The sequence below is a fragment of the Brevibacillus sp. RS1.1 genome (assembly GCF_013284365.1).
GTDB classification, from domain to species: domain Bacteria; phylum Bacillota; class Bacilli; order Brevibacillales; family Brevibacillaceae; genus Brevibacillus; species Brevibacillus brevis_D.
The window spans coordinates 500,173-524,399 of record NZ_JABSVA010000003.1; the positions used below are offsets into that span (position 1 = coordinate 500,173).

General features: G+C 48.0%; 31 protein-coding genes and 1 tRNA gene. 1 reads left to right on the top strand and 31 read right to left on the bottom strand.

Annotated features, from left to right (window positions below):
- Position 1: 1 nt before the first annotated feature.
- The 28 genes from trpB to HP570_RS30055 form a co-directional block, all read right to left on the bottom strand.
- The gene (gene trpB / locus HP570_RS12725; protein ID WP_142496165.1) at positions 2-1,222 is read right to left on the bottom strand and encodes a tryptophan synthase subunit beta; all 1,221 of its coding nucleotides are present in this window, start codon (positions 1,220-1,222) and stop codon (positions 2-4) included.
- Positions 1,185-1,853, bottom strand: coding sequence for a phosphoribosylanthranilate isomerase (locus HP570_RS12730; protein ID WP_173625995.1), 669 nt, complete (start codon positions 1,851-1,853; stop codon positions 1,185-1,187). Before HP570_RS12730 ends, trpB begins: the two co-directional genes overlap by 38 nt.
- A complete protein-coding gene (gene trpC / locus HP570_RS12735) occupies positions 1,850-2,650 on the bottom strand; it encodes an indole-3-glycerol phosphate synthase TrpC (RefSeq protein ID WP_012686159.1) in 801 nt (266 codons plus the stop codon). The genes HP570_RS12730 and trpC overlap by 4 nt, the downstream gene beginning before the upstream one ends.
- Positions 2,640-3,665, bottom strand: a complete 1,026-nt coding sequence (gene trpD / locus HP570_RS12740) for an anthranilate phosphoribosyltransferase (RefSeq protein WP_173625996.1) — start codon at positions 3,663-3,665, stop codon at positions 2,640-2,642. The genes trpC and trpD overlap by 11 nt, the downstream gene beginning before the upstream one ends.
- Positions 3,659-5,173 carry an anthranilate synthase component I gene (gene trpE, locus HP570_RS12745; RefSeq protein ID WP_142496168.1) on the bottom strand — a complete coding sequence of 505 codons (1,515 nt, stop codon included), beginning with the start codon at positions 5,171-5,173 and terminating at the stop codon, positions 3,659-3,661. Before trpE ends, trpD begins: the two co-directional genes overlap by 7 nt.
- Positions 5,174-5,460: 287 nt before the next feature.
- Positions 5,461-5,838 carry a chorismate mutase gene (gene aroH, locus HP570_RS12750; RefSeq protein WP_064199973.1) on the bottom strand — a complete coding sequence of 126 codons (378 nt, stop codon included), beginning with the start codon at positions 5,836-5,838 and terminating at the stop codon, positions 5,461-5,463.
- Positions 5,839-5,840: 2 nt separating this feature from the next.
- The gene (gene aroB / locus HP570_RS12755; RefSeq protein WP_173625997.1) at positions 5,841-6,941 is read right to left on the bottom strand and encodes a 3-dehydroquinate synthase; all 1,101 of its coding nucleotides are present in this window, start codon (positions 6,939-6,941) and stop codon (positions 5,841-5,843) included.
- The gene (gene aroC, locus HP570_RS12760) at positions 6,941-8,104 is read right to left on the bottom strand and encodes a chorismate synthase (protein ID WP_173625998.1); all 1,164 of its coding nucleotides are present in this window, start codon (positions 8,102-8,104) and stop codon (positions 6,941-6,943) included. Before aroC ends, aroB begins: the two co-directional genes overlap by 1 nt.
- A 231-nt stretch (positions 8,105-8,335) precedes the next feature.
- Positions 8,336-8,494 carry a hypothetical protein gene (locus HP570_RS12765; RefSeq protein WP_007716564.1) on the bottom strand — a complete coding sequence of 53 codons (159 nt, stop codon included), beginning with the start codon at positions 8,492-8,494 and terminating at the stop codon, positions 8,336-8,338.
- Positions 8,495-8,570: 76 nt separating this feature from the next.
- Complete coding sequence (locus HP570_RS12770) at positions 8,571-9,344, bottom strand: CheR family methyltransferase (RefSeq protein WP_012686153.1); 774 nt, start codon at positions 9,342-9,344, stop codon at positions 8,571-8,573.
- 127 nt (positions 9,345-9,471) lie between these two features.
- Positions 9,472-9,915, bottom strand: coding sequence for a nucleoside-diphosphate kinase (ndk, locus tag HP570_RS12775; protein ID WP_007716560.1), 444 nt, complete (start codon positions 9,913-9,915; stop codon positions 9,472-9,474).
- 104 nt (positions 9,916-10,019) lie between these two features.
- Positions 10,020-10,985, bottom strand: a complete 966-nt coding sequence (locus tag HP570_RS12780) for a polyprenyl synthetase family protein (protein WP_012686152.1) — start codon at positions 10,983-10,985, stop codon at positions 10,020-10,022.
- Positions 10,986-10,994: 9 nt separating this feature from the next.
- The gene (locus tag HP570_RS12785; protein ID WP_173625999.1) at positions 10,995-11,858 is read right to left on the bottom strand and encodes a menaquinone biosynthesis protein; all 864 of its coding nucleotides are present in this window, start codon (positions 11,856-11,858) and stop codon (positions 10,995-10,997) included.
- A 4-nt stretch (positions 11,859-11,862) separates the two neighbouring features.
- Entirely contained in the window at positions 11,863-12,459 is a 597-nt protein-coding gene (locus HP570_RS12790; protein ID WP_012686150.1) for a UbiX family flavin prenyltransferase, read from the bottom strand.
- Positions 12,456-13,325: a UbiA-like polyprenyltransferase gene (locus HP570_RS12795; RefSeq protein WP_041749391.1), complete on the bottom strand. Its 870-nt coding sequence runs from the start codon at positions 13,323-13,325 to the stop codon at positions 12,456-12,458. Before HP570_RS12795 ends, HP570_RS12790 begins: the two co-directional genes overlap by 4 nt.
- Positions 13,326-13,372: 47 nt before the next feature.
- Positions 13,373-14,092 (bottom strand): demethylmenaquinone methyltransferase, encoded by a 720-nt coding sequence (locus tag HP570_RS12800; RefSeq protein ID WP_041749390.1) that lies wholly within the window; start codon positions 14,090-14,092, stop codon positions 13,373-13,375.
- 4 nt (positions 14,093-14,096) lie between these two features.
- Positions 14,097-14,933 (bottom strand): heptaprenyl diphosphate synthase component 1, encoded by an 837-nt coding sequence (locus HP570_RS12805; protein ID WP_016740020.1) that lies wholly within the window; start codon positions 14,931-14,933, stop codon positions 14,097-14,099.
- Positions 14,934-15,058: 125 nt separating this feature from the next.
- Positions 15,059-15,574, bottom strand: a complete 516-nt coding sequence (locus HP570_RS12810; protein WP_173626000.1) for a hypothetical protein — start codon at positions 15,572-15,574, stop codon at positions 15,059-15,061.
- A gap of 76 nt (positions 15,575-15,650) precedes the next feature.
- A complete protein-coding gene (gene mtrB / locus HP570_RS12815) occupies positions 15,651-15,881 on the bottom strand; it encodes a trp RNA-binding attenuation protein MtrB (protein ID WP_012686146.1) in 231 nt (76 codons plus the stop codon).
- Positions 15,882-15,918: 37 nt separating this feature from the next.
- The gene (locus HP570_RS12820) at positions 15,919-16,629 is read right to left on the bottom strand and encodes a lytic transglycosylase domain-containing protein (protein ID WP_142496171.1); all 711 of its coding nucleotides are present in this window, start codon (positions 16,627-16,629) and stop codon (positions 15,919-15,921) included.
- 112 nt (positions 16,630-16,741) lie between these two features.
- Positions 16,742-16,818, bottom strand: a tRNA-Pro gene (locus HP570_RS12825).
- A 69-nt stretch (positions 16,819-16,887) separates the two neighbouring features.
- Entirely contained in the window at positions 16,888-17,451 is a 564-nt protein-coding gene (gene folE / locus HP570_RS12830; RefSeq protein WP_012686144.1) for a GTP cyclohydrolase I FolE, read from the bottom strand.
- A gap of 236 nt (positions 17,452-17,687) precedes the next feature.
- A complete protein-coding gene (locus HP570_RS12835) occupies positions 17,688-17,960 on the bottom strand; it encodes an HU family DNA-binding protein (RefSeq protein ID WP_005831316.1) in 273 nt (90 codons plus the stop codon).
- 237 nt (positions 17,961-18,197) lie between these two features.
- Positions 18,198-19,676 carry a stage IV sporulation protein A gene (gene spoIVA, locus HP570_RS12840; protein WP_026133991.1) on the bottom strand — a complete coding sequence of 493 codons (1,479 nt, stop codon included), beginning with the start codon at positions 19,674-19,676 and terminating at the stop codon, positions 18,198-18,200.
- A 180-nt stretch (positions 19,677-19,856) separates the two neighbouring features.
- On the bottom strand, positions 19,857-20,585 hold the full coding sequence (locus HP570_RS12845; RefSeq protein WP_012686142.1) for a hypothetical protein: 729 nt from the start codon (positions 20,583-20,585) through the stop codon (positions 19,857-19,859).
- Between the two features lie 16 nt (positions 20,586-20,601).
- On the bottom strand, positions 20,602-20,949 hold the full coding sequence (locus HP570_RS12850; RefSeq protein ID WP_012686141.1) for a 2Fe-2S iron-sulfur cluster-binding protein: 348 nt from the start codon (positions 20,947-20,949) through the stop codon (positions 20,602-20,604).
- Positions 20,950-20,965: 16 nt separating this feature from the next.
- Positions 20,966-21,262, bottom strand: a complete 297-nt coding sequence (locus tag HP570_RS12855) for a 2Fe-2S iron-sulfur cluster-binding protein (RefSeq protein WP_173626001.1) — start codon at positions 21,260-21,262, stop codon at positions 20,966-20,968.
- A gap of 12 nt (positions 21,263-21,274) precedes the next feature.
- Positions 21,275-21,637, bottom strand: a complete 363-nt coding sequence (locus tag HP570_RS30055) for a DUF2768 domain-containing protein (protein WP_375138853.1) — start codon at positions 21,635-21,637, stop codon at positions 21,275-21,277.
- Between HP570_RS30055 and HP570_RS12865 the strand changes: the two genes are divergently transcribed.
- The gene (locus HP570_RS12865) at positions 21,598-22,083 is read left to right on the top strand and encodes a hypothetical protein (RefSeq protein WP_012686138.1); all 486 of its coding nucleotides are present in this window, start codon (positions 21,598-21,600) and stop codon (positions 22,081-22,083) included. The genes HP570_RS30055 and HP570_RS12865 overlap by 40 nt on opposite strands.
- Before the next feature lie 120 nt (positions 22,084-22,203).
- Here the strand turns inward: HP570_RS12865 and HP570_RS12870 are convergent, their stop codons facing one another.
- The 3 genes from HP570_RS12870 to plsY all read right to left on the bottom strand — a co-directional run bounded on the left by HP570_RS12870 (position 22,204) and on the right by plsY (position 24,217).
- Positions 22,204-22,470 carry a stage VI sporulation protein F gene (locus HP570_RS12870; protein ID WP_007716506.1) on the bottom strand — a complete coding sequence of 89 codons (267 nt, stop codon included), beginning with the start codon at positions 22,468-22,470 and terminating at the stop codon, positions 22,204-22,206.
- 78 nt (positions 22,471-22,548) lie between these two features.
- Entirely contained in the window at positions 22,549-23,601 is a 1,053-nt protein-coding gene (locus HP570_RS12875) for an NAD(P)H-dependent glycerol-3-phosphate dehydrogenase (RefSeq protein WP_217364617.1), read from the bottom strand.
- Positions 23,602-23,614: 13 nt separating this feature from the next.
- Positions 23,615-24,217 (bottom strand): glycerol-3-phosphate 1-O-acyltransferase PlsY, encoded by a 603-nt coding sequence (gene plsY, locus HP570_RS12880; RefSeq protein ID WP_173626002.1) that lies wholly within the window; start codon positions 24,215-24,217, stop codon positions 23,615-23,617.
- Positions 24,218-24,227 lie beyond the last annotated feature (10 nt).

A 24,227-nucleotide genomic window follows, 5' to 3' on the forward strand; every position in this document is an offset into this window, starting at 1 on the left:
ATTACTCTCCCCCTTCTGCTGTCAGCGCTTCTTGAATAGTCAGTACGTCCTTGTCGCCTCGACCGGATAAACAGATGACTACTAGTTTGTCTGAAGACATCTCTTTCGCACGTTTTATCGCTTCAGCTATGGCATGTGCGCTCTCCAACGCTGGAATGATGCCTTCCGTTTGGCAAAGCACTTGGACTGCCTCGAGTGCTTCTGCATCTGTTACCGAAGTATAGGTCACTCTTCCACTGTCTTTGAGATAGGCGTGCTCAGGTCCTACTCCTGGATAATCCAAGCCAGCCGAAATCGAATGCGCTTCTTGCACCTGACCGCTTTCATCTTGCAACAAGTAGGTTAAGGAACCGTGGATGACTCCCGGGCGCCCGAGTGTTAGTGTTGCCGCATGCTTTTCCGTATCCATTCCTTTTCCTGCGGCTTCTACCCCTCTGAGCGCGACAGACTCATCCTGGATGAACGGATAAAACATACCAATCGCATTACTGCCTCCACCAACACAAGCAACAACCTCATCCGGAAGCCTTCTGAGCATTTGCAGGACTTGACTGCGCGTCTCTTCTCCGATAATTTTTTGGAATTCGCGAACCATGTATGGGTATGGATGCGGGCCAACCACAGATCCGATGACATAAAACGTTTCTTCTACGTGAGAAACCCAATGACGAATCGCTTCGTTTGTCGCATCCTTAAGTGTACGAGAGCCGGATACCGCAGGGATGACTTCTGCTCCAAGCAGCTTCATCCGAAAAACATTCAACGACTGGCGACGAATATCTTCTTCCCCCATGAATACCTTGCACGAGAGGCCAAGCTTTGCCGCCACGGTTGCACTTGCCACTCCGTGCTGACCAGCACCCGTTTCGGCAATAATTGATTTTTTGCCCATCCGTTTGGCAAGCAATGCTTGGCCCAAAGCATTGTTCAATTTATGTGCGCCCGTATGGTTGAGATCTTCTCTTTTCAAATAGATCTGGGCACCGCCGACCGCTTTCGTCAAACGCTCTGCATAGGTGAGCGGGGTTGGGCGTCCAGCATACTCGCTGAGCAGTCCATTCAATTCCTGAACAAATGCCGGGTCACGACGCGCTTCTTCAAAAGCGATCTCGAGCTCTGTCACCGCATTCATCAAGGTTTCCGGAATAAACTTGCCTCCGAAGGCACCAAATCGTCCATTTTCGTCAGGCACGACTCGCGTAGTTGTTTGAATGTTGTTCATGCGCCTTCACCCTCTCTACCAATGTTTTTATTTTTTGAGCGTCTTTTACGCCATCCGTCTCTACTCCACTGGACACATCGACTATCCCTGCTTGATACTGTCCCATTAATTCTCCGACATTCTCCGCATGAATCCCTCCAGCTATGATGCAGTCAGCTGCCTCACATGCTGCTTGCAATGCAGGAATTTGCTCCCACGAAAACTTTTTGCCTGTACCACCTGCTTGACCAGGGTCATACGTATCAAATAAAAAGGCACTGACAATACCCTGATAGGATTGAATTGCTAAAGCAGCATCCGCTTCTCCGCCCACAGCCAACGCCTTCCACACCGGAAGAGCGAACCGCTCCCGAACTTGCTGGCAAAATCGTGGCGTCTCCTGTCCATGCAACTGAATAACGGATAACGGTGCCTCGCTCAGAACTTGCTCCAGCTCTTCCATCGTCGGATTAACGAACACGCCAACAGCAGGAGGGTGACCCGGAACGGCTGCAAGCAATTGTCCAGCAGTCTGGGCATCAACTTGTCGCTTACTTGAGGCAAAAACAAGGCCTACGTAATCGACTTCCAGCTCTTTTAACAGTGCAAGTGTTTCCGTCCGCTTGATCCCACATATTTTCAAGCGAGTCATACACTCACCCCCGGTGCCGCTTCTCCCACGAGATCAATAACTGCGCGCTCGACGTCTGTTTGGCGCATGAAATGCTCTCCAACCAGCACAGCCCGGGCTCCTGCACTTTGTACATTCTCAATATCCGCCGGTGTCGAAATCCCACTTTCGCTCACGATCGTTAGTGACGCAGGTAGTTCTGCAATCAACTCATGCGTAACGGCAAGGTCCGTTTGAAACGTATTCAAGTTTCGATTGTTGATCCCAAGCAATTTCGGTTCCATCGCTTGAAAAACAAGCTCACATTCGCGTTTGTCATGGACCTCAATCAGTACATCCATGCCCAGCTCCTCGGCAGTTTGGTTCAGGTGGCGAAGCGTTTCCCTATCGAGAATCGCAGCAATGAGCAACACACAATCAGCGCCTGCTGCTCTTGCTTCCACGACTTGAATTTCATCCAGAAGAAAGTCTTTTCTGAGTAACGGGCGATCAACTACCTCGTGAATTTGCCGTAGATAGCTTAAACTCCCTTGAAAAAAGGACTCGTCTGTCAAAACAGACAAACATTCTGCTTGAGCGGCCTGATAAGCCTTCGCGATGGTCACTGCCTGGAAATCAGGTCGGATTAACCCTTTGGACGGGGATGCTTTTTTCACTTCGGCAATCACGCTTACAGGCCGTACACTTGTCTCCAATGCTTGACGAAATCCGCGTGGACGCTGGACTTCCTTCGTTGCATAAAGCAATGCTGAAACGGTTGTATCTGTATAAAGACGTGCGATCTCCTCGCGTTTCTTTTCCACGATTTTACGAAGCATGAATCATACCTCCTGCGATGTGACGAACATGCTCCAGCTTCCGCATGACCAGTCCGCCGTCGATCAGTTCCGCTGCACGTATAACCCCAGTTTCAATCGAGCTAACCCGATCTGCGAGGTAGAGGATCGCACCCGCATTCAGCAAAACGATGTCGCGTGCTGCCCCACGTGCTCCGGAAAACACGTCGTGAATGATCTTGGCATTCTCATTGGCATCACCGCCACGCAAAGCATCCTTCTCATGTCTGCGCAGGCCGAACTGCTCTGGCTCGATTTCATATGTCAAAATACGCCCATCCCGCAACTCGGCAATATGACTCGTTCCGGTGACAGTCAATTCATCCAGTCCATCCGAGCCTGCTACAACGAGCGCTCTTTTCACATCGAGCTCGTGTAAGACTGCGGCTACATTCGGAAGCAGCTTAGCATCATAGACGCCCATCAGCTGATGGCTAGCACCTGCTGGATTCGTCAATGGCCCAAGTAAATTAAACACCGTGCGAATCGCCAATTCTTTTCGCGGGCCAGCCGCATGCTTCATCGCTTGGTGGTACAGAGGAGCGAACAGGAAGCAGAGATTGGTAGCACACAGGCAATCTGCGGCGTCCTTGGGAGATAAATTAACGGGGACTCCCAACGCTTCCAGCACATCAGCACTTCCACTTTTGCTGGAAACCGCACGATTTCCGTGCTTGGCGATGCGTACACCGTCAGCCGCTGCGACTACTGCACTCGCCGTCGAAATGTTAAAGGTATGACTTCCGTCTCCGCCTGTTCCGCAGGTGTCTACCAGACCAGGAAGCTCGATGGGAAAATTCATCGCGCGCGCTCTCATGGCTTTGGCAAAGCCGATAATCTCTTCCACCTGCTCGCCCTTCAAGCGAAGACTCGCTAAAAATGCACCAATCTGAGCTGGAGTTGCCTTTCCGTCCATAATCTCGCCCATAGCCTCTTCTGCAACCGTCCGTGTTAAGTGCTTCCCAAGCAGAATTTGTTCCAGCGCGTATGTTAGCATGACAACTCCACCTTTCTGACAAATAGCTGTTCCGCTTTTTCCAACGCAGAGAGCATCGCTGCTGCTTTGTTCACCGTCTCTTGGTACTCACTCGCAGGGACCGAGTCCGCTACGATGCCTGCACCCGCCTGCACATGTGCGTAACCATCCTGAAAGAACAACGTTCGAATCGTGATGCAGCTATCGAGTGAACCATCAAATGAAATGTAGCCGATTGCTCCCGCATACAGATGACGTGCGTCAGGCTCAAGCTCTGCAATAATTTCCATTGCCCGCAGCTTGGGAGAACCGGATACCGTACCAGCCGGAAAAGCACTCAGCAATGCATCGAAAGCGTGCAGTCCCTCACGAAGCTTGCCGGTCACATGCGAAACCATATGCATCACATGGGAGTAGTTTTCAATAACCAACGCTTCCTCCACTTTCACGCTTCCGTAAGTAGAGACCTTTCCTACATCGTTGCGCCCCAGATCCAGCAGCATGTAATGCTCGGCTCTCTCCTTTTTATCTGCCAAAAGATCAGCCGCCAACGCAGCATCTTCTTGTGGGGTTGCCCCTCTTTTCCGCGTTCCTGCAATCGGACGCATCTCTACTTTTTCATCTTCTACACGCACGAGTAGTTCTGGTGAAGTCCCGACGACTGTCTCGCCCTCGTATTCGAGATAGTACATGTACGGGGAAGGATTCAATGTACGCAGCAATCGATACACCGCAAAAGGATCGACATCCGTCTTTACGGAAAAACGTTGGGATAACACGACTTGAAAAATGTCGCCGGCTGCGATGTATTCTTTCGCCTGCACGACTAGCTGCTCGTATTGCTCACGCGTCATATTTGGCTGTACTGTCAATGGCGCTGGTGTGTCTGCTGCTACTTGAATGCGTTGATCCATTTCAAGCGGAGCCATAACCTTGGTAGCCAGCTCCTCGATTCGTTCGCAGACTTGCTTGTATTTTTCGCCAATTGTATCCGCAGTGTCTCCTGGCTCAACATGGAGATTCACAATCAATTGAATTTCCTGCTTCAAATGATCAAAGGCGATCATCTCATCGACAAACAGAAAGCGCATATCCGGCACTCGTACAGCTTCCTTGCGATGTGCTGGCAAATTTTCGAAGTAGCGCAGCGTATTGTAGCCAAAAAAGCCTACCGCACCACCACTGAGACGAGGCAGCCCGGGCAGCTTTGGGCTTTTGTAGCGATCGGTTTCTTCACGCAAAAAGGAAACGGGATTTCCTGTGTGGACATGCTTTTCACCAGTGCGATAGGAAACCGTGATTTCTTCACCTTTTGCTTCCACGATTTGAAAAGGATTCATGCCAATGAACGAAAAACGCGCCCAGCGAGCACCACCCTCTACGCTCTCCAGCAAAAAGGAATCACTTTTGCGAATCTTCTGATACAAACGAATCGGAGTCTCTTGATCTGCCAACAGTTTCATGCTTACAGGGATAAGGGAATACGACGCCGAAAGGGTCTTGACCTCGGCAAGGGAAGGGAAATACATGGACTCTCATCTCCTCAATTAGTGGGAGAGAAAAGGGAATGAGGCATCCACCTTTTCTACACCCGCTTCTAGAGCGAGAGGTAGGGGGAGAAATTTTAGTATACAAAAAAATCCAGACAAAGAGACCTGGATTGGGTGTCAATATGTACCCAGCCTTCTCTTCTCTCCTCAACCTAACTCATCTCAACTCTGCTCAACTCATTCTCTGCTCTCAGCCGGCTTTTGCTTATTACCGGAAAAACGAGGCGCTCTCGTTTCACTTATGGTAAAAGAGAGCGCCCTAATTGTCAACCGCGATTTGTCAAATCCGGGCGTAGCTTGACTGCATCACGCAAAAAGACGTGATGAATGTCTTTTGCTGTCTTGTCCGTATTCACATGCATCATGACACGAATACAAAGCGGCAAGCCACCTGGCACCGGGATTTCTCTTGCGCACATGAGTGGGACGTATTGCCAAGCTTCTCCTTCAAGCAGGCGGGCCGCTTGAGCGGGGAAGGTCGCACAGAGGTCCTCTGTCGTCGTAATAATAATGCTGCCAATGTCTTCGGGGTTTACTTCGTTGCGGCTTACCATTTCCTCCAGCAACCATTTGGTAGCGGAGACAATCTCTTCGCGCGTATCGGCTTCCACTGTGACCGCGCCTCTGATTCCTCTCGTTCCCATCCTTATCCCTCCACTTCTTCTCTCATAACTCCCAGTATGAGTTCTTCTTCTATATTTTTGACGACTTCAACCTGCCCGATTGCTCTAGGCAACACCAAGGCCAGCTTTCCGCCTACTGTCTTTTTGTCTCGTTTCATGGCTTCCAGCACAGCTTTTGGCGAGAGATTGCCCGGCCACGCCGTTGGCAGGTGGAACAATTCCATCATCCGTTTTGTGCGATGGTATACACCTGTCTCGGCAAAACCAATCCGTTCCGCTACCTTTGCAGCCAAACACATCCCAATGGAGATAGCTTCCCCATGATTCAGGGTGGAGTAAGCAGACAGTGCTTCAAACGCATGACCAAACGTATGACCCAAATTCAGCAATGCACGCTGCCCTTGCTCTGTCTCGTCTTGAGAAACAATCGCTGCTTTGACTGCGCAACCTTTTTCAATGGCTTTCCCTAATAATTCTGAATCGAGCTGCCATAGCCTATCAGCGTTGTCCTCCAGCCAATCGACAAAGGCAGCGTCAGCGATAAGTCCATGCTTCACAACTTCTGCAAAGCCTGCTGCGACTTCCCGCTTCGGCAAGCTGTGCAAGGCTTTCGTGTCATAAATAACAACTTTAGGCTGATGGAAAGCCCCAATGAGATTTTTTCCGAGTGGATGATTGATCGCTACTTTTCCACCAACCGAGCTATCATGTGCGAGCAAGGTAGTCGGCATTTGTACGAAATCAATGCCGCGCATGTACGTAGCAGCCACAAATCCAGCCAAGTCACCGACGACTCCGCCACCGAGAGCCAATACAGCAGACTTCCTGTCCAGTCCTGCATCAATTGCCTCTGTCATCAATCGCTCGTAGACAGTCAGGCTCTTCGATTGTTCTCCAGCAGCAATGACAGCTGAGTGGGCTTGGTACCCATGCTGCCGCAATACACCCAGCAAAGGCTCTAAGTAATGAACGGCTACATTCTCATCTGTGACAATCATCAGCTTGCTAGTAGAAGCAATCCCTGCCTCTACTAGCAACGCTGATGCCTGGTCCAAAAGACCCTCGCCTATCACAATTTCGTAGGAGCGCTCGCCCAGCTCAACAGTCAGCTTCTCCACGCTCATTAGAATTTCTCCGTGTACGCACGGTATTGACGTACGTTTTCTTCCATGTCGTCGAGAGAGTCAGAAGGGAATTTTTCGCACATGGCATTCGCGATCTCCCATGCTACCACTGCCTCCGCAACCACACTTGCCGCTGGAACAGCACAGCTGTCTGAACGCTCAATGCTCGCTGAGAATGGCTCTCTCGAATCAATATCCACACTCATCAGTGGCTTGTACAAGGTAGGGATCGGCTTCATGACACCGCGAACAACTACAGGCATTCCTGTCGTCATTCCGCCTTCGAGTCCTCCTGCACGATTCGTTTTACGGCTGTAGCCAGTTTCTTCGTTCCAAAGAATCTCGTCATGAACTTGCGAGCCTTTCAGACCGGCTGCCTCGAATCCGATACCGATTTCGACACCTTTGAAAGCCTGAATGCTCATTATCGCTTGTGCAAGACGCCCATCCAGCTTACGGTCCCATTGCACATGGCTACCCAAGCCAATCGGCACGCCTTCAACGATTACTTCTACGGTACCACCGAGGGAATCCCCGTCTTCTTTTGCTTTGTCAATCGCTGCCATCATCAGCGGCTCCGCTTCTTTATCCAAGCAGCGCACTGGCGATTCTTCTGTGCGCGCAATCAGCTCGTCCAGACTTACTTCTTGTCGCTTCGCCACGATCTCATTAATCTGGAGTACCTGTCCGCCAATACGGATACCAAATTGAGCCAGCAATTGGCGAGCGACTGCACCAACAGCTACGCGGACAGTAGTCTCACGAGCGCTGGAACGTTCCAGAATATTGCGCATATCGCGTTGATGATACTTAATCGCCCCGTTTAAATCAGCATGTCCAGGACGTGGACGGGATACACGACGCTTTTCTTCAGAGCCTTCCTCTACAGGCTCAGCACTCATGATGCCTTGCCAATGCGTCCAATCCTTATTTTCAACGACCAGTGTGATAGGAGCTCCGGTTGTATATCCATGACGGACACCAGAAAGAATTTTCACCTGATCCTTTTCAATCTGCATTCTTCTGCCGCGGCCATGGCCTTTCTGACGACGTGCCAACTGCTCATTAATTTCCTCAATGGAAATCGGCAGGTTGCTCGGTACGCCCTCAATGATAGCTGTTAATTGCGGCCCGTGGGATTCCCCTGCTGTCAAGTAACGCATCTCTATCCTTCCTCCATCCTCCTGGCAGCCTGTATCCCCTAAAGGCACTCTTTTCGGGGTGCTGTCCTTTATCACTTTTAAGCGCTATAATATCATACCTAGTACGCCGTGGAAATACAAAAGTGACAAACGTTTGCGAAAAACCTTTTGGTCTTACAGGAAAACGCCCCTCCGAATAAGGAGAAGCGCTCTCTTTACGCTATCGCGATCGAACGAAGCGTTTATATTTTCCTACACGTTGAAAAAAGGATTGGGGCTCAGCGGTTTGCGAGTGTGATCCACGCGTATCAAATCATCTAGTTGTGTCCTCTCCGCCCCTAATATCTGACCACATTCCTGCAGCGTGATCAGCCCTCGACGGTATGCCTCGATGACCTTGTGTTTGTCCATCTGCTGCCTCCTCTTGCAAAGTAGGTATTCCTAGTCTAGGGAAAAATCAGCAGAGATATACCAAGGCCAACCTGAATCAACCCATTTTTCGATAGAAGAACGTATCCTCTGTCTCCAGTTGGTATTGCTGCGGCTGAAAAATTTGTTCTGTGCTACCTACAAAGAGTACCCCGCCAGGCTTTAGTGCCCGGCTAAACTTATGATACAGCTCATGCTTTGCTTCTTCGGTAAAGTAAATCATCACGTTCCGGCAAATAATTAAATCAAATTGAGAATCAAATGAGTCCGCCAATAAATTATGTTTTTTGAACGTCACTTTTCTCTTCACTTCGTCCGTGATGCGATAGCTGAGTGTATCTTTTTCAAAATACTTCGTAACGAGGTCTTTCGGACAATCTTGCAGGGAACGGTCCGTGTATACCCCTTGCTTTGCTTTTGCCAGTGCACCCTCATCAATATCGGAAGCGAGTACGGTCGCATCCAACTTCTGACGTAACAAAATAAGTGAAAGTGTGTACGGCTCCTCCCCTGTCGAGCATGCCGCACTCCAGCATTTCACCCGCGGGGATTGCTTTGCCAAGCGTGGCAAAATTTTATTCTCGAGAACTTCCCACCGGCCTGGATTACGGAAAAATTCCGATACGTTGATGGTCATCCGATCGAGGAACTCGTAGAAAAGCTCCTTGTCTTTAGCGATGGCATCGAAATACTGGGCAAATGTGGTGTACCCCCGCTTTTGTCTCAACGAGGTTAGACGGCGCTTCATCTGTGCTTCCTTGTAGAGGGCAAGATCAATTCCAGTCATTTTTTTCACACTAGCTATAAATTGGAGAAAGTCCTTATCTTCCATGCTGAATCGTACCCCCTTTGCAAACTCCCTATTTTCATTCGCTATATTTCGTCATTATCCTATCTGTTTTGACAAAGATTTTGACAAAAAAAAGAAAACCCCAATAATGGGGCTTTCTCGAACAGTCTTAGATCCAGCGTTGGATGGTTTTCTCGAAGGAGAGAACTTCTTCAGCGGAGAACCACAGGCCGATTTCACGCTCAGCGCTCTCAGGAGAGTCAGAACCGTGGATGATGTTCATGCCAACGGAAGTAGCGAAATCGCCACGAATCGTACCGGAAGCAGCGTCAACTGGGTTTGTTTTGCCCATCATAGCGCGAGCAGTTGTGATTACGTTGTTACCTTGCCATACCATTGCGAATACTGGACCGGAAGTGATGAAGTCAACCAGTTCACCGAAGAATGGGCGCTCTTTATGCTCTGCATAATGCTCTTCAGCCAGTTCGCGGCTTACTGTCATCAGCTTAGCACCTACGAGTTGGTAGCCTTTTTTCTCAAAACGGGATACGATTTCCCCGATCAGGTTGCGTTGTACGCCATCTGGTTTTACCATAAGGAATGTTTTTTCCATTGTATGTATGCCTCCATTAGAGCTATGTATTGGTGTATAGGACACCAACGAAAATTTTATCAAAACTAGCGTGGTCAAGCAACAGGCAGTCCGTCAAAATATCATTAAAATTTGCGATCGATGATATAATTGGCGATACCTGTCAGGGATGTCTTAGCTTGGTTGTTAGGCAAATCGGCGAGAATGGCATGCGCACGGGCGATATAGCGTTCGGCGAGGCGCTGCGAAAAGGCAATGCCCTCATCTTCTCGCACCATACGAACTGCTTCATCCGTATGATCCCAAAACGTATTTTTCGCGATCCATTCCTGGAATTGCGCACGTGCTTTTCCATGATGAGCCGAATAAAGCGCAGGCAACGTAATGTTTCCATGCACCAAATCACTTCCAGCCGGCTTCCCTAATTGCTTCTCCGTCCCTGTAAAGTCCAAAATGTCGTCGGTAATTTGAAAAGCCATCCCCACATTGTAGCCATACCAGTACATTTTGCGGATCATATCAGCTGACGCGCCGCTTGCCACTGCTCCTAATTGACAGCTAATCGCAATTAAAAGCGCCGTTTTTCGTTTAATTCTGCGTAAATAGGTACGGAAGTTTTGGTCCCAGTTATTCAAATCCTTTACTTGCTGGATTTCTCCCTTGCAAACCTCGACGATTGCATTCGAAAGAATTTGGTGCAATTGCGGGATCGGGAGCTGGGAGGCAATGGCCAATGCCCGTGCAAAAATATAGTCGCCGGCGTACATGGCTACTTTGTTATCCCACTTCATTCGAACCGTATCTTTCCCGCGGCGCTTATCCGCATCATCAATTACATCATCATGCACCAGGGAAGCCATGTGGATCAGTTCGAGAGGAACGGCCACATGCTTTAATTTTTTGACGTCGTAATTGCCCCACTTACCGCCAAGCAAAACAAAAACGGGTCGAATCCGCTTTCCTCCTGCCTTGAGCAAGTGAGTCGAGGATAGATACAGCTCTCGAACCGGCGTATCAATTGCTTTCTCCAGTTCATCTTCTATGTATTGGACATCTTTTTTCATCTTGAAGTAAATATCGACTAGATTCATCCGTTCCACCTATCTCGTCAACGTAGTATTGGTCTGTCGGCCGCCAGCTTGCCACAGATCGACGGTTGCAGGTGCCGATAGAAGTCCCAGATCCGCTGCGCATCGGTAATAGTACTCCAGTCCAATCCGCTGAACGTCACCGAAATCGTGCTGTAATCCTTGGAAATAGTGGATCCATTGCTCTTTCTCTCCACCGAAATGCGTGTGAACGTAGTCAATCAATGGGGCTGTATTTGCCCTTGTCTTCCTTTTGCTCTCTAAAAAAGAGGCATGGACGTCCGCGATCAAGTCATGATGATCGGCAATAACTGCTCGACGAAGAGCCCAAATGGCAAAGGTCATGGAATAGCCCGTAAATTGATGCCACAGCTCTCCTAGGTCGTAAACATGAAGGTCTTTGGCCGTTCGCTCAGCGGTAATGGCGTCATCCCCGATCAAGAGCGCTGCATCAGCATCCTCCAGCATTTCATGCAAAATAGGTTCCTGTGTAACGTAGGAAATCTCATATTCGTAAAACTTATGGAGAATGATCTTTAAGAGATTCACTGTGGTAGCCGATGTGTTGGTCAAGGCTATTTTGGCACCGTTTACTTGTTCAATCGGCTTTTTGCTGAACAAGAAAAGGGAGCCTACTCTCCCTTTGGCACTGACAGACAGATCTGCCAATGCCACGTATTCGGAGGCATGCTCTGCATAGCTAAACGAAGAAATCGGTCCCAAATCAATCTCGCCTTTTGCCATTGCAGTATTTAACTGGGCAGGAACTTGGCGGATGAATTCGATTCGATCTTCGAATTTAGCCTGATCAAAATAGAAGTAAACCGGCAATACATTGGTATACAAAATTTGTCCAACACGCAAAGACTTTTGCATGCGTTTATTCCCCCCAACGCCGGAATAGCGAATGTGGTACATCAATTGCATCCAAAGTTTTCCCTACCACAAAATTAATCAGATCATCCATGGTTTGCGGTTTCTGATAGTAGCCTGGCATGGCAGGCAGAATCTTGACTCCCAGACGGCTTAATTTGAGCATGTTCTCGAGCTGAATCGCATTGAGCGGCGTCTCTCTCGGAACAATGACCAATCGCCGCCCTTCCTTGATCATGACATCAGCAACGCGCTCCAGCAAATTACCGGATGCGCCATGTGCGATGCCAGAAACAGTCCCCATCGAGCACGGTACTACGATCATACCGTCACAGCGATAGGAACCACTGGCTGCGGGACAATTAAAATCTCGCAGTCCCCAATAATGTAGCTCACCCGAAAAGTCTTGTTGCAGTTTCTCCTGCAAAAGAGCTTCTCTATCATCCGTGTGCCAATCCAGTTCATCACGAAATACTTGCCAGCCTGCTTCTGTAATCATCAAATGAACGATATGTCCAGCACGCAAAAGCTCCTGGACGACTCGAACACCATAGATAGCACCACTTGCACCTGTTATCCCGACAGCCCACTTTTGGTTGTTCATGCAATCACCAAATCAATCATCGTAAAGGTAAACATCACGACACTCAAGATGCCGTTCATATTAAAGAATGCCATATCCAGCTTGGACAGGTCGGTTGGCTTCACCAGCGTGTGTTCATAGATCAAAATCGCACCAGAAATGAGCACACCTACCAGGAACCAAATCGACAAGTCTGCAACTACATACAACGACATCAGACCAACGAAAGTAAGAACGTGGCATATGCGGGCGATCAGAAGTGCATTGGCAATTCCGAAGCGGCTCGGCATGGAAAAAAGTCCTTCTTTTCGGTCAAAATCAGCGTCCTGGCATGCATAAATGATATCAAAGCCTGCTGTCCAGAACATAACGGATGCAAACAATAGAAGGCCGATGCCATCTACTTGACCCGTTGTCGCTACCCAGCCCCCTAGGGGACCAAACCCAATGGCAACCCCGAGAACAAAGTGACAAAGCCAAGTAAAGCGTTTCGTATAAGAATAAAGCACCAGAACGAACACAGCGAGCGGCAACAATTTCACAGCCAAATCATTTAACTGGAATGCAGCTATGAACAACACCGCAAAGGACACCACGATAAACAAAATGACTTCCACAATCGAAATGAGGCCAGCAGGAATCGCTCGTGTGACGGTCCGAGGATTTTTCGCATCAATTAGCCGGTCGATGACACGATTTAAGGACATCGCAGCACTGCGAGCGCCCACCATCGCTACCGTCACCCAAAAAATTTCCGACCAAGTAGGCCATGCATGCTCTACCACAATGCTTCCCAAAACAGCTCCCATAAAAGCAAAAGGCAAGGCAAAAAGGGAGTGCTCGAATTTAATCATTTCCAAGATGATTTTTAATTTACGTAGACCCATTTATGACACTTCCTATCTAGTGAAGAAATACCGGTTTACTCCTCATATTATGGCTTTGTGCCAATATGCAAGGCTGATACGCCGCCCATAAACAATTTGACCTGAACCGGGTCCAAGCCTGCTTTCTGAAACATGCTTGCCAGCTCGCGGCTGTCCGGGAAATTGGTCAGGGATTGTGGCAGCCATGCATACTCTTCGTATTTGTTGACTGTCAGCTTCGCGATCAATGGCAAGATTTTGTAGAAATATAAGTAAAATAGCTTCCGGTACGGAATGAATGGTGGCTTGGACACTTCCAGAGAAACGACTTTACCCCCTGGCTTCACTACACGTGCCATTTCATTCAACACCTGCTGGACATCCGGCACATTGCGCAGGGCAAATCCGATTGTCACGAAGTCGAATGTATCATCCTCGTAAGGCAGATTCATTGCATCTGCGTTCACTAGCTTTACATTGTTGCCAACACCTGCGTTCGCCACTTTATATGCCCCTACATCCAGCATATTCTGGCTAAAATCAAGGCCAACAACACTGCCTTCTTTTCCAACAGCCTTGGCCAATGCAATCGTCCAGTCTGCTGTACCACAAGCAACATCCAAAGCCGTATGCCCTGACTGGATATTCATCTGCTTCATCGTGTAATTACGCCAAGCAATATGACTGCCAAAGCTGATTACATGATTCATTTTGTCGTAATCGTTTGCAATGCTCTCGAAAACGGAGTGAACGTACTCTGCTTTCTCATTCATCTGTGTCTGGTTCACTTGGCTACATCTCCTCAATTACCTTCTTCAAGCGACTGATCCGATGGGAGTAACGTGCCGTAATGGATGCAAGCATGTTCCGCGTCTCTGCAGGATGCAGCGTACGCACCATTTGCTCACATAACCCGATTAATTCGAGGGCTTTCCCCTCAACACCTGACAAAACTTGCGCGAGTGTAGCCCCGGGTTTTTGCAGCAAAAAACGGGCAAAACCAAAAGGGACTTGTTCTTGCCATTTGAGCTGCTCCCACTCACCGATCACACTCTCTACCTTGGCTGTTTGCTTCATCAGATCACTCCAGAAACGACGGCGATCAGCTGAATCAGCATACTCCTCTACAACAGCCACGTATAAGCCTGTATCAATCGTATTTCGCAATTCCCAGTACTCTTCATCTGATAAAGTCTTGCTATCTCGCCCAGCGATGTAGAGTCTCATTTTTGCTTCGTTCACTCGCTGAATAGCTGCCGATAACACTTGAATGGCTTGGATTTCACCCGCTGAAGCCAGAAGGTGATAATAACGACTGCTGTAATAATCACCTGCAAGTACGGTCAGCTGTCGGTTTCGCTCCGCGCTCTGTGAGGAGTCGTACTCATTTTTCACGAGCTCATGGGTGTCCAGTCCCAATTGGACTAGCCCAGTTGCTGTACATAAAACCGAAGCCTTTTCCTTCGGCATGCCTTGTTCCAGCAAAAAAAGGTACAACAGCTCTAGACGATTTTCCGCCATGGAAGGAACGTCAACATAATGTTCTACATAGGAATGGGTGATTCTCTTGTAGATTTGTTCGATAATGGACCGAACCTCTTCTACATTCGGGGAAAGTTCTTTGCTCATGCGTCCTCCTCCACAAGCTGCACAACCTAAAGATGTCTGCCTGTTCCGTACTGTTCCTTACTCTTCGGTCTTCCTCTGCCGTCCGGTCAAAAGGCCGTCTCTACTATCATACCATACTTCTTCCATCAGGGACTAATTCGCTCATAAAAATACGGCTCGATTCGAATAGGAAATGTACTGCTTACAAAGGTCTGGATATCCGAAGGATCGGTCAAAGGTTTGTCTTGCCCTGCAAGATTTCCAGTTGTCGATTGTATGGCAATCAATAATCTCGATTCTTTTGGTGGATCCGTCTCCTCCAACAAGCGATAGTACACAGGCCCGACATTGTCTGCATTGGTATACAAGTCGTATGTCAAACGGTAAAAATCTTGATAGACGGTGTTTAACTCTACTTTTTCGTCAGGTTTCACCACAAAATCGACATAGATCGATGGGTTTTCCCATTTTATACGCTTAATATTATAATGTGTCGACATCCTTGTAAACAAATCAAGGGCATTTTGCTCGCTTAAGTGAATGGCACGTGCTGACTGAAATGTCGGTATATCCGCTTGCATCCACTGATTTGTGGGAACGAGCGACAGCATCAGAGCCAAGAAAGTGGAAACAGCAATCGCCATCAACAATTGGCGCGGCATAGACATCCCTCCTCTCCTCCATTGTACAAACAAAAAAAGCAGGCTATGCCTGCTTCTTAGCAAAACGACTTGTTCTTTATTCGGTCGTATCCACGACGCCATGCTGCGAGTAAATCACTGCTTTTCCTCGCACTTTAATTGCAGAGGTGTGCTCCGTAAATTGAAAAATCATGACTTCGCCTTTATCGAGCTTCTCTGTATGATGAAAACGCGTATCAGTGCCTCTTGTTAATCCAATCACATGAACGCCATTTTCCTTCGCTTTGACTACGAAATAATCCTGATTAAATCCCGATGATTGTGCCAATGTATTTCCTCCTGACCAATACGGTATGCGCGTACGTCTAGTATGATGCCCCTTCTGACTCCAGACGGCTCATGATCTTGTCTACATAGCGCTGTGTCTCTTGCGGCAATTGGTCAAACTTCGCTTCTAGCTCGTCATCACTGCTGATTCCCAGACGACTCATCCGACCTGGGCCAGCATTGTAAGCAGCAAGTGCTACTTTCACATCTCCATCATAACGATCCAAAAGCGATTTTAAATATTTTGTTCCACCTTCAAGGTTTTCATCAGGGTCGTATACATTGCGGACTTGCATGGCTTTTGCCGTATTGTCCATCAGCTGCATCAAGCCCTTTGCCCCTGCGTGAGATTCTACATTCGGATTGAAATTGGATTCGGCCCTGACGACCTCTCTCACCAGATCAACGTTCACTCCGATCGCTTTCGCTGTCTGATCAATCTTGTCCAAGATTTCCGGAGTAGGAACAGATGGCCCTTTGGCAAAAGACAAGGACTGCTCATTTTGAATCTGCGTAGGAATCTTCCAGCTCCTGGATCCATCTAGTTTGGCCAAAATTTCCTGCGAACTGATTACCCGCTGGCCGGTTGTTGCTAACTGGGACTGCAAGATGTCCGAGAAGAGCCCCTCGTCTCCATACGAAAGCGAAGAGGCATCATAGTTTTGCGGTAATGTTTGCAAATATGGTTGAAGTGATACAGGCACCTTCATAGCATTGAACAACCCTTCCCTAGCTTGTCTACCTATCATTATAAAAAAGAAAGATCAGGAAGCCAATAGCAAATTGGTACTACTTGGGAGAGTAGCAATTATACACAAAAAAAGAAGCCTCTGTTCAAGGCTTCTGATTGTTATATGTAGATGGTCGGAATGCAGGGATTCGAACCCTGGACCTCACCCACCCCAAGGGTGCGCGCTACCGGGCTGCGCCACATCCCGACTGTACATCCGTACTATACAATATTTTACCTATAGAGTCAATATAATTTCCTTATTTTTGCATTCTGATTAGCGCATCAAACTAATGACTTCTGCACGCGCAGCCGCATCTTTCTCAAACATACCGCGAACAGCAGAGGTGATCGTTTTTGAGCCTGGCTTTTTCACGCCACGCATTGTCATGCACATATGCTCTGCCTCTACTACCACAACTACGCCGTGCGGATCGAGCTTGCGCATAATCGAGTCAGCTACTGTCGCTGTAATTCTTTCCTGCAACTGCGGACGTTTCGCCACGGTATCGACCGCACGCGCGAGCTTGCTCAGTCCTACTACGCGGCCTCCACGCGGTACGTAAGCGACATGCGCTTTTCCGAAGAAGGGGACCAAGTGATGCTCACACATAGAGTAAAACGGAATGTCCTTTACTAACACCATTTCCTCATGATCTTCGCTAAAGACAGTCTCGAAATACTGCTCTTCGTCTATATGCATGCCCTCAAATACTTCGGCGTACATTTTCGCAACTCGCTTAGGGGTATCCAGCACTCCTTCACGATCAGGATCATCCCCCACTGCCTCTAGGATCATGCGAACAGCTTGCTGTATTTTATCTAAGTCGACGTTCATCATTGTACCTCCTACGTAACGGCATACGCCTTGTTTCTCATCACTAAGGTCTGCCTGCTCCAAATCAGTGCCAGACTTAGTGCCTGCTCGCAATCAAAGCCAATCTTACCATATCGTTTAAAAAAAGACAAAAAGATATCCCAGAATTCTCATAGGCAAACTGTATGTAGATAGAAAAAAACCCACATTTTATCAATGTGGATTTTTTTATGTAAGTGCTTCGTTCTCAAAAGAAACAACTACTTGATGGAGTCTTTGAGTTGTTTACCTGGTTTAAACGCAGGTACTTTGCTGGAAGCGATTTCGATCTCTTCACCAGTTTGTGGGTTACGACCTTTACGAGCCGCACGTTCACGAACTTCGAAGTTACCAAAGCCGATCAGTTGGACTTTATCACCAGTTTTCAATGCATCTGCAATTGCGTCAAGAACTGCATCAACTGCTTTTGTTGCATCTTTCTTGGTGAGTTCTGTGGTTTCAGCCACTTTTGCAATCAGTTCTGTTTTGTTCATTATATTCACCTCCCCTCAAAGAACACCAAGTCCTAGCTATTATTTTTCTTAACCGAAACGAAGCGTTTTATACACGAATGGTTGTTTTTACCGATCTGACAAGCTTATAGTAATACACCGATTTCTTAAATTCAAGCCCCTCCTGTCGAAATTGAACGAAATACAAGAAAAAAAGGCATCTCGTCATGTCAGATGCCTTCCCTCTATTTGTTATTTATAGGACTTTGGAACTATTTATTAGAGTATGATCGCTATCAGGCCACCCGATCCCTCGTTGATGATTCGACCCAATGTCTCCTGTAATTTGTATCTGGCGTTGTCTGGCATCATAGTAATTTTCGCCTGAATACCCTCTCTTACGATGGAATGGAGCGAGCGTCCAAAAATATCGGAGTTCCAGATGGAAAGCGGGTCTTTGTCAAAGTCTTGCATCAGATAGCGGACAAGCTCTTCACTCTGCTTCTCTGTACCGATAATTGGAGCAAATTCAGACTCGACATCCACCCGAATCATGTGAATAGATGGAGCTGTTGCTTTAAGTCTGACACCAAAGCGCGGTCCCTGGCGGATTAGTTCAGGTTCGTCCAAGGTCATTTCATGCAACGACGGGGCTGCTATACCGTAGCCCGTACTTCGGACCATGTGCAATGCTTCCGCTACCTGATCAAACTCGCGCTTGGCATGTGCGAACTCCTGCATGATTTTCAGCAAATGATCTTTGCCATTTATCTCTACCCCGACAATTTCCATCAAGATGCGGTCATACAGTTCATCTGGCGCGTAGAGGTCAATCTCTGCGATCCCTTGCCCCATGTGCATACCAGCAAGAGAGGCTCTCTCTACGAAGTCATAGTCATTGAAGAAGCCGACGACACGGTCCACATCGCGTAACCGGCGGATGTCCTGCACGGTCTCACGTACAGCTTCCTCGTAGTTCTGACGCAGCCAGTGCCCGTTTTCCAGCACCATTACCCAGCTCGGCAGATTGACATTTACTTCATGAACTGGGAATTCGAACAGGACTTCTCTCATGAGGAGCAAGATTTCCTGCTCGGTCATATGATCAACCGACAAGGCAACGACAGGTACATCGTATTTTTCTTGGAGTTGTACCCGAAGGTTTTGTGCTTCATCAGAGCGTGGACGCGTCGAGTTCACAACGATCACGAACGGTTTTCCGACTTCCTTCAGCTCGTTTACAACCCGCTCCTCTGCATCGATGTATCCTACACGCGGTATTTCCGCGATGCTGCCATCCGTTGTCACTACAATCCCGATAGTCGAGTGTTCCTGGATAACCTTGCGTGTTCCGACTTCGGCCGCTTCCTCAAATGGTACAGGCTCTTCATACCAAGGTGTATTTACCATTCTTGGGCCATTGTCGTCTTCAAAGCCCTTTGCCCCTTCTACCGTATAGCCAACGCAGTCAACGAGGCGGACATTGATGCTGAGTCCTTCTGTCACATGTACGTTAACGGCCTGATTCGGAACAAATTTGGGTTCTGTTGTCATGATTGTTCGTCCTGAAGCGCTCTGCGGCAACTCATCTGTCGCTCGTATCCGCTCCGCTTCAGAGTTGATATTCGGGATGACAACTTGCTCCATAAACCGCTTGATAAAGGTCGACTTTCCCGTACGAACAGGGCCTACCACTCCGAGGTAGATGTCTCCGCCCGTCCGCTCGGCAATGTCTTTAAAGATGTCGACTCGTTCCACCATCGATGACCTCCTTCTATTTGTCTATTTTTACACTATGACCGATTTTCCGAATTATCCCTGACCGCCAGTATTTTCGTAGGGAATCTCGTACTAGTTTTGTGGACAGTACAAATATATGTATTTTTGCGTTAACTAGAACAAAAAAAACGACCCTGATGCGAGTCGTTTTTCACGAAGTTAATTTAGTTTGAGAAGCTTCGGATCACCATCGACCATTTCATATGGAAATGATTTCGCGGGTACGAACATGGAATTGCGCGCCAGTACATACCTCGGGTCTGTTTTTTCCGGCACGGTTACTTTTGTATCCCGAAGCAATTTCGCGATATCCGCAGCGTAATCAATTCCGACTTGTCCTTCAGCGTTCATGATCAGTGGCAATAAGTAAGTCCCCATTGTCGACGGTACTTGCCACGCTTTTAAACCGAGCCGGTCATGATCAATGGAATAGTATCCATTCCCCAAGTCAGCGAGTATAGGCAGCTTTTCGAAATGATTCTTGTAACGGTCTACTTCGCTTTGTACATCCCCCACTGTGCTGACAGCGGTCAAGTGAATGAGCTTCACTGTGGGTTTTGTTTCCACATCAATCAGTACATACTTGTATACGCCGCCTTTTTCAAATGCATTCCCAGGTACATCCGGCATGTATTTCGGAATCATCTTGCGGAAATCAATCTCGTATTTTTCAAAAATAGGAGTATCAAGGGATTTCGTTTCGATTGGCAACACTGCTGTGTCTTTCTGGAATTGCTCAACCGCTTTTTGCGTTGCATCTACAAAAAAGGTACTAGGAATTTGATTCTCTGCTCTGCGCTCATCCGGATACAAGCATCCAGATAAAAGGGTAGTCAGAATCGTCAAACTGATCACAAGCTTGAACGATTTTCGCCACGATTGCCACATCTTATGTATACACCTCTTACATTCCATCTTCATTTTCTTTGCGTTGCCGCTCGAGTGCAGCCGCTACCACTGATTTCAGCTTGCTTTCTGGAATCCTGACTGTACAATCCTTTTCTGTCGTTTTTGCCTGACAGGCCAAACGAATCCCATTCGCCAGATCCTTTTCAGGCAGCTTTCGCTTTTCCAGTGCCGTTGGCGGGCACAGCAGGCCATTCTCAACGACCACGCGGCACATCAGACAAGATGCGTGTCCACCGCATCTCTGCGGGATTACGACGCGAGCTGACGAAGCTACACCGACCAACGTTTGCCCCGTCCGCGCCTTCACACTCTTCTTGCTCGGGAGAAAGGTTACTTTCCCCATTCCGTCACTTCCTTTACTAGCACGGCCGATGAGCTACCTTGACTGTTCCTGATGAAACAACCTTTGTCTGGCAGCCTAGTCTGTAGCCGTCTGCGCGCTCAGCCTTTCGCAATCGCAGTTTTTCTTCTGGAGTCACTTCGTTTAAGTACTCTGCCCCTTCCAAAACTTGTGTACGGCATTGTGCACATACCCCTCTTTGGCATGCATGGCCCCACACAATGTTATTGTTTTTCGCAAGATCAACAATGGATTGATTCAACTCGATCGAGACTTCATGACTGCCTGCACGAGTAAGTAGTGTGATTGTTGACATCGTTTATCCTCCCTAGACAAAAATCACAATCAAAATCATGACAAGCACGACGAGTAATAGTAAGAATGCGATGGTCTTCACAAGGAACCGCAAGAACCCATTGGTTATTTTCCTGGCAAAGATCATAAGTAAATTGCAGACGAACATGAGCCCAATGGCAATTAAGGAAATGTTCATCTTTGTCATAGGATCAATATACATCGGGACTGCAGCATCCTTTGCATTTTTTGCTTTATTATACCATATTTCCCCCTCATCGTCTGACGCTTGCGAACCTAATACTAGACATTCGCATAGACTATCCTGATGAATTCGCCCATTGGAGGGATGAAACGTTGAGTAATAAAGTAAGTAATCGAAAATGGCGGAATCCATACGCGCCTATACCCAGCAAAAAATTAAGCGACCAAGTCGAAAATGTCTCCCTTTCTATTTCACCGAAAAAAATCCTGCCCGCGGTTGATTTGCGCACCTCTGTTTCAAAAATGCGCCATAATATCAAAGGGATCGGCAGCACGATTCGGCAGGTAGAAGACACGATGGATTCGTTGTACGGGGCGATGGAGATGATTGAGAACCTCGGAAAACGCACACCTGAGCCTGAAGTTGTTGCCGAAAAGCCTGCTACTGCTGGCAAACGCAAAGCTGCCCCAGAGCCACAAAAGGCAGCAGAAACACCACCCCCGCAGGAATCAGGCTTAGGCAATCTTTTGGCCAATATAGATATCGGGCAATTACTGGGTCTCCTGCAATCCCCTTTGGTCCAGAACCTGATTACACAGGTAAGCGGCAGCACCAAGGAACGAAAAAAAGAGGGATAAGATCCCTCTTTTTTTCTTGCAATCTGTAGGTCAGCCATGTCCCTGTAGAGCCATGATTGTTCCTAGTCTTACTGTATGACGGTTTTTGTTGCAGGTAACGGGCATAATCGCCCATTTCTCTTATTTGAGCAGCTTGGTCAAGGTCGACATGTCACCTAGATTGATTTCCTGATTGCGAAACATCTCAATGACCTTATCTTCCTTTTCAGGAGTTAATTGCTTGCCACTAAGGGTGGCGAGCGTGCGAATGATTTGACGCAGCTTGGTCTCGTCTTCAAAATCACTGCGCTTGACCTGACCGGCTAGTGAGCGAAGCTTTTCTTCATCGACATTTTCCGTTGCTTTCCCTTGCAAGCGCTCAAAAAGTCGTTTCGACATATTATTCATGTGAAATCTCCTCCTGCACATGGGCTTTCACCCTATGGTATGTGCAGAAGCCTAAATCGGTGATACTTCATTCATGACTTATTCGGCATCGGGATTGAGGTACGCCATTTCAAAGGTTTTTCCGCGCCCCATCAATTCTTCCACGCCTTGACGAGCTTCTTTTCCTTCAAACAGCATGCCATACAGAACCGTAGTGATTGGCATTTCAACCTGCTCGCGTTGCGATAAGGAAAAGGCTGCATTTGTCGTGCGAACGCCTTCGACGACCATCCCCATCTGTGTCAGTACGTCATCGAGTTTTTTTCCTTGTCCGAGCATATAGCCTGCACGCCAGTTTCTGCTGTGTTTACTCGTACATGTGGCAATCAAATCGCCAACACCAGCCAAACCTGAAAACGTAAGCGGCTTAGCACCGAGCTTGATGCCCAGACGGCTAATTTCCGCCAAGCCACGGGTCAACAGGGCTGCCTTCGCGTTGTCTCCATACCCTAAGCCATCCGACATCCCTGCACCAAGTGCAATGATGTTCTTCAACGCTCCGGCGATCTCAGCGCCAATCAGGTCCGGGTTGGTATAGACACGAAAATTCGTATTCATCAGCAAATCCTGAGAACGCAGCATGCTTTCTTCGGATTCAGACGCCATCACAACTGTCGTTGGTTGCCGTTTGACTACTTCCTCGGCATGGCTCGGTCCTGATAACACTGCCAATCTGGACGCAATCTCTTTCGGCACCTCTTCCGAAATGACTTCTGACATTCGCTTCAAGCTTTGCAATTCAAAGCCTTTTGTCGCATGAATCAAAAGGACATCCGGTTCCAGGTGCGGAGCTACTTGCTGGCAGATTTGGCGCATGGCATGGGAAGGAACAACGAGAAGAACAATGCGCTTCCCTACTACAGCCTCTTGAATGTTGGTCGTCGCCACTATGTTAGCTGAAAGCTTTTCTCCCGGTAGGTATTTTTCATTCACATGCTTGCTGTTTATTTCCTCAGCCAGCCTGGTATCCCGTACCCAAAGCGTGACCTGATGGCCGTTGTCCGCCAAGACTGTAGCAAGTGCCGTTCCCCAGCTTCCGGCACCAATCACCGTAACATTTTGAATCAATACGTCCCCCTCCACTTTTCTCATGTCCGTTCGTACATTATCCCAGCTTCCGGTTGGACTTTTCTCCTAGTTTCCGCTCGTTACCTGAAAGAAGATTGCGGATATTATTATAATGACGAATGTAAGCAAAGATTGCGATCGCCAAGCTCGCCCAAATAAAGGAAATGGGTTTGTCCAACAAATAAAGGGTAAATGGAATAACCGTTACGATAACCAATGACCCTAATGAAACAAAGCGAGTGATCGCAATGACTACGACAGCCATCACGGCAGCAATCAAAAATGCCAAGGGAGAAAACCCTAATACGACACCTAGCGTGGTCGCAATGCCTTTCCCTCCACGAAATCCAAAAAAGATTGGCCAATTGTGACCCGCGATAACGAACAATCCTGCCACTGCGTACGCTGCCGGATCCCCCGTCATCAGGTGAGTCAGTCCCATTGCAGCTATTCCTTTTAATGCATCAAGAAGGAGAACGGCAATGCCGGGGCCTTTTCCTAACACCCTGAGGGTATTGGTTGCACCGGCATTTCCGCTGCCATGAGAACGAATGTCAATTCCTGCGACTTTTTTGGCGATAAGATAGCTAAAGCTAATAGAACCGATTAAATAGCTAAGCACCCAGGATAATAACACCATGGCGTTTTTC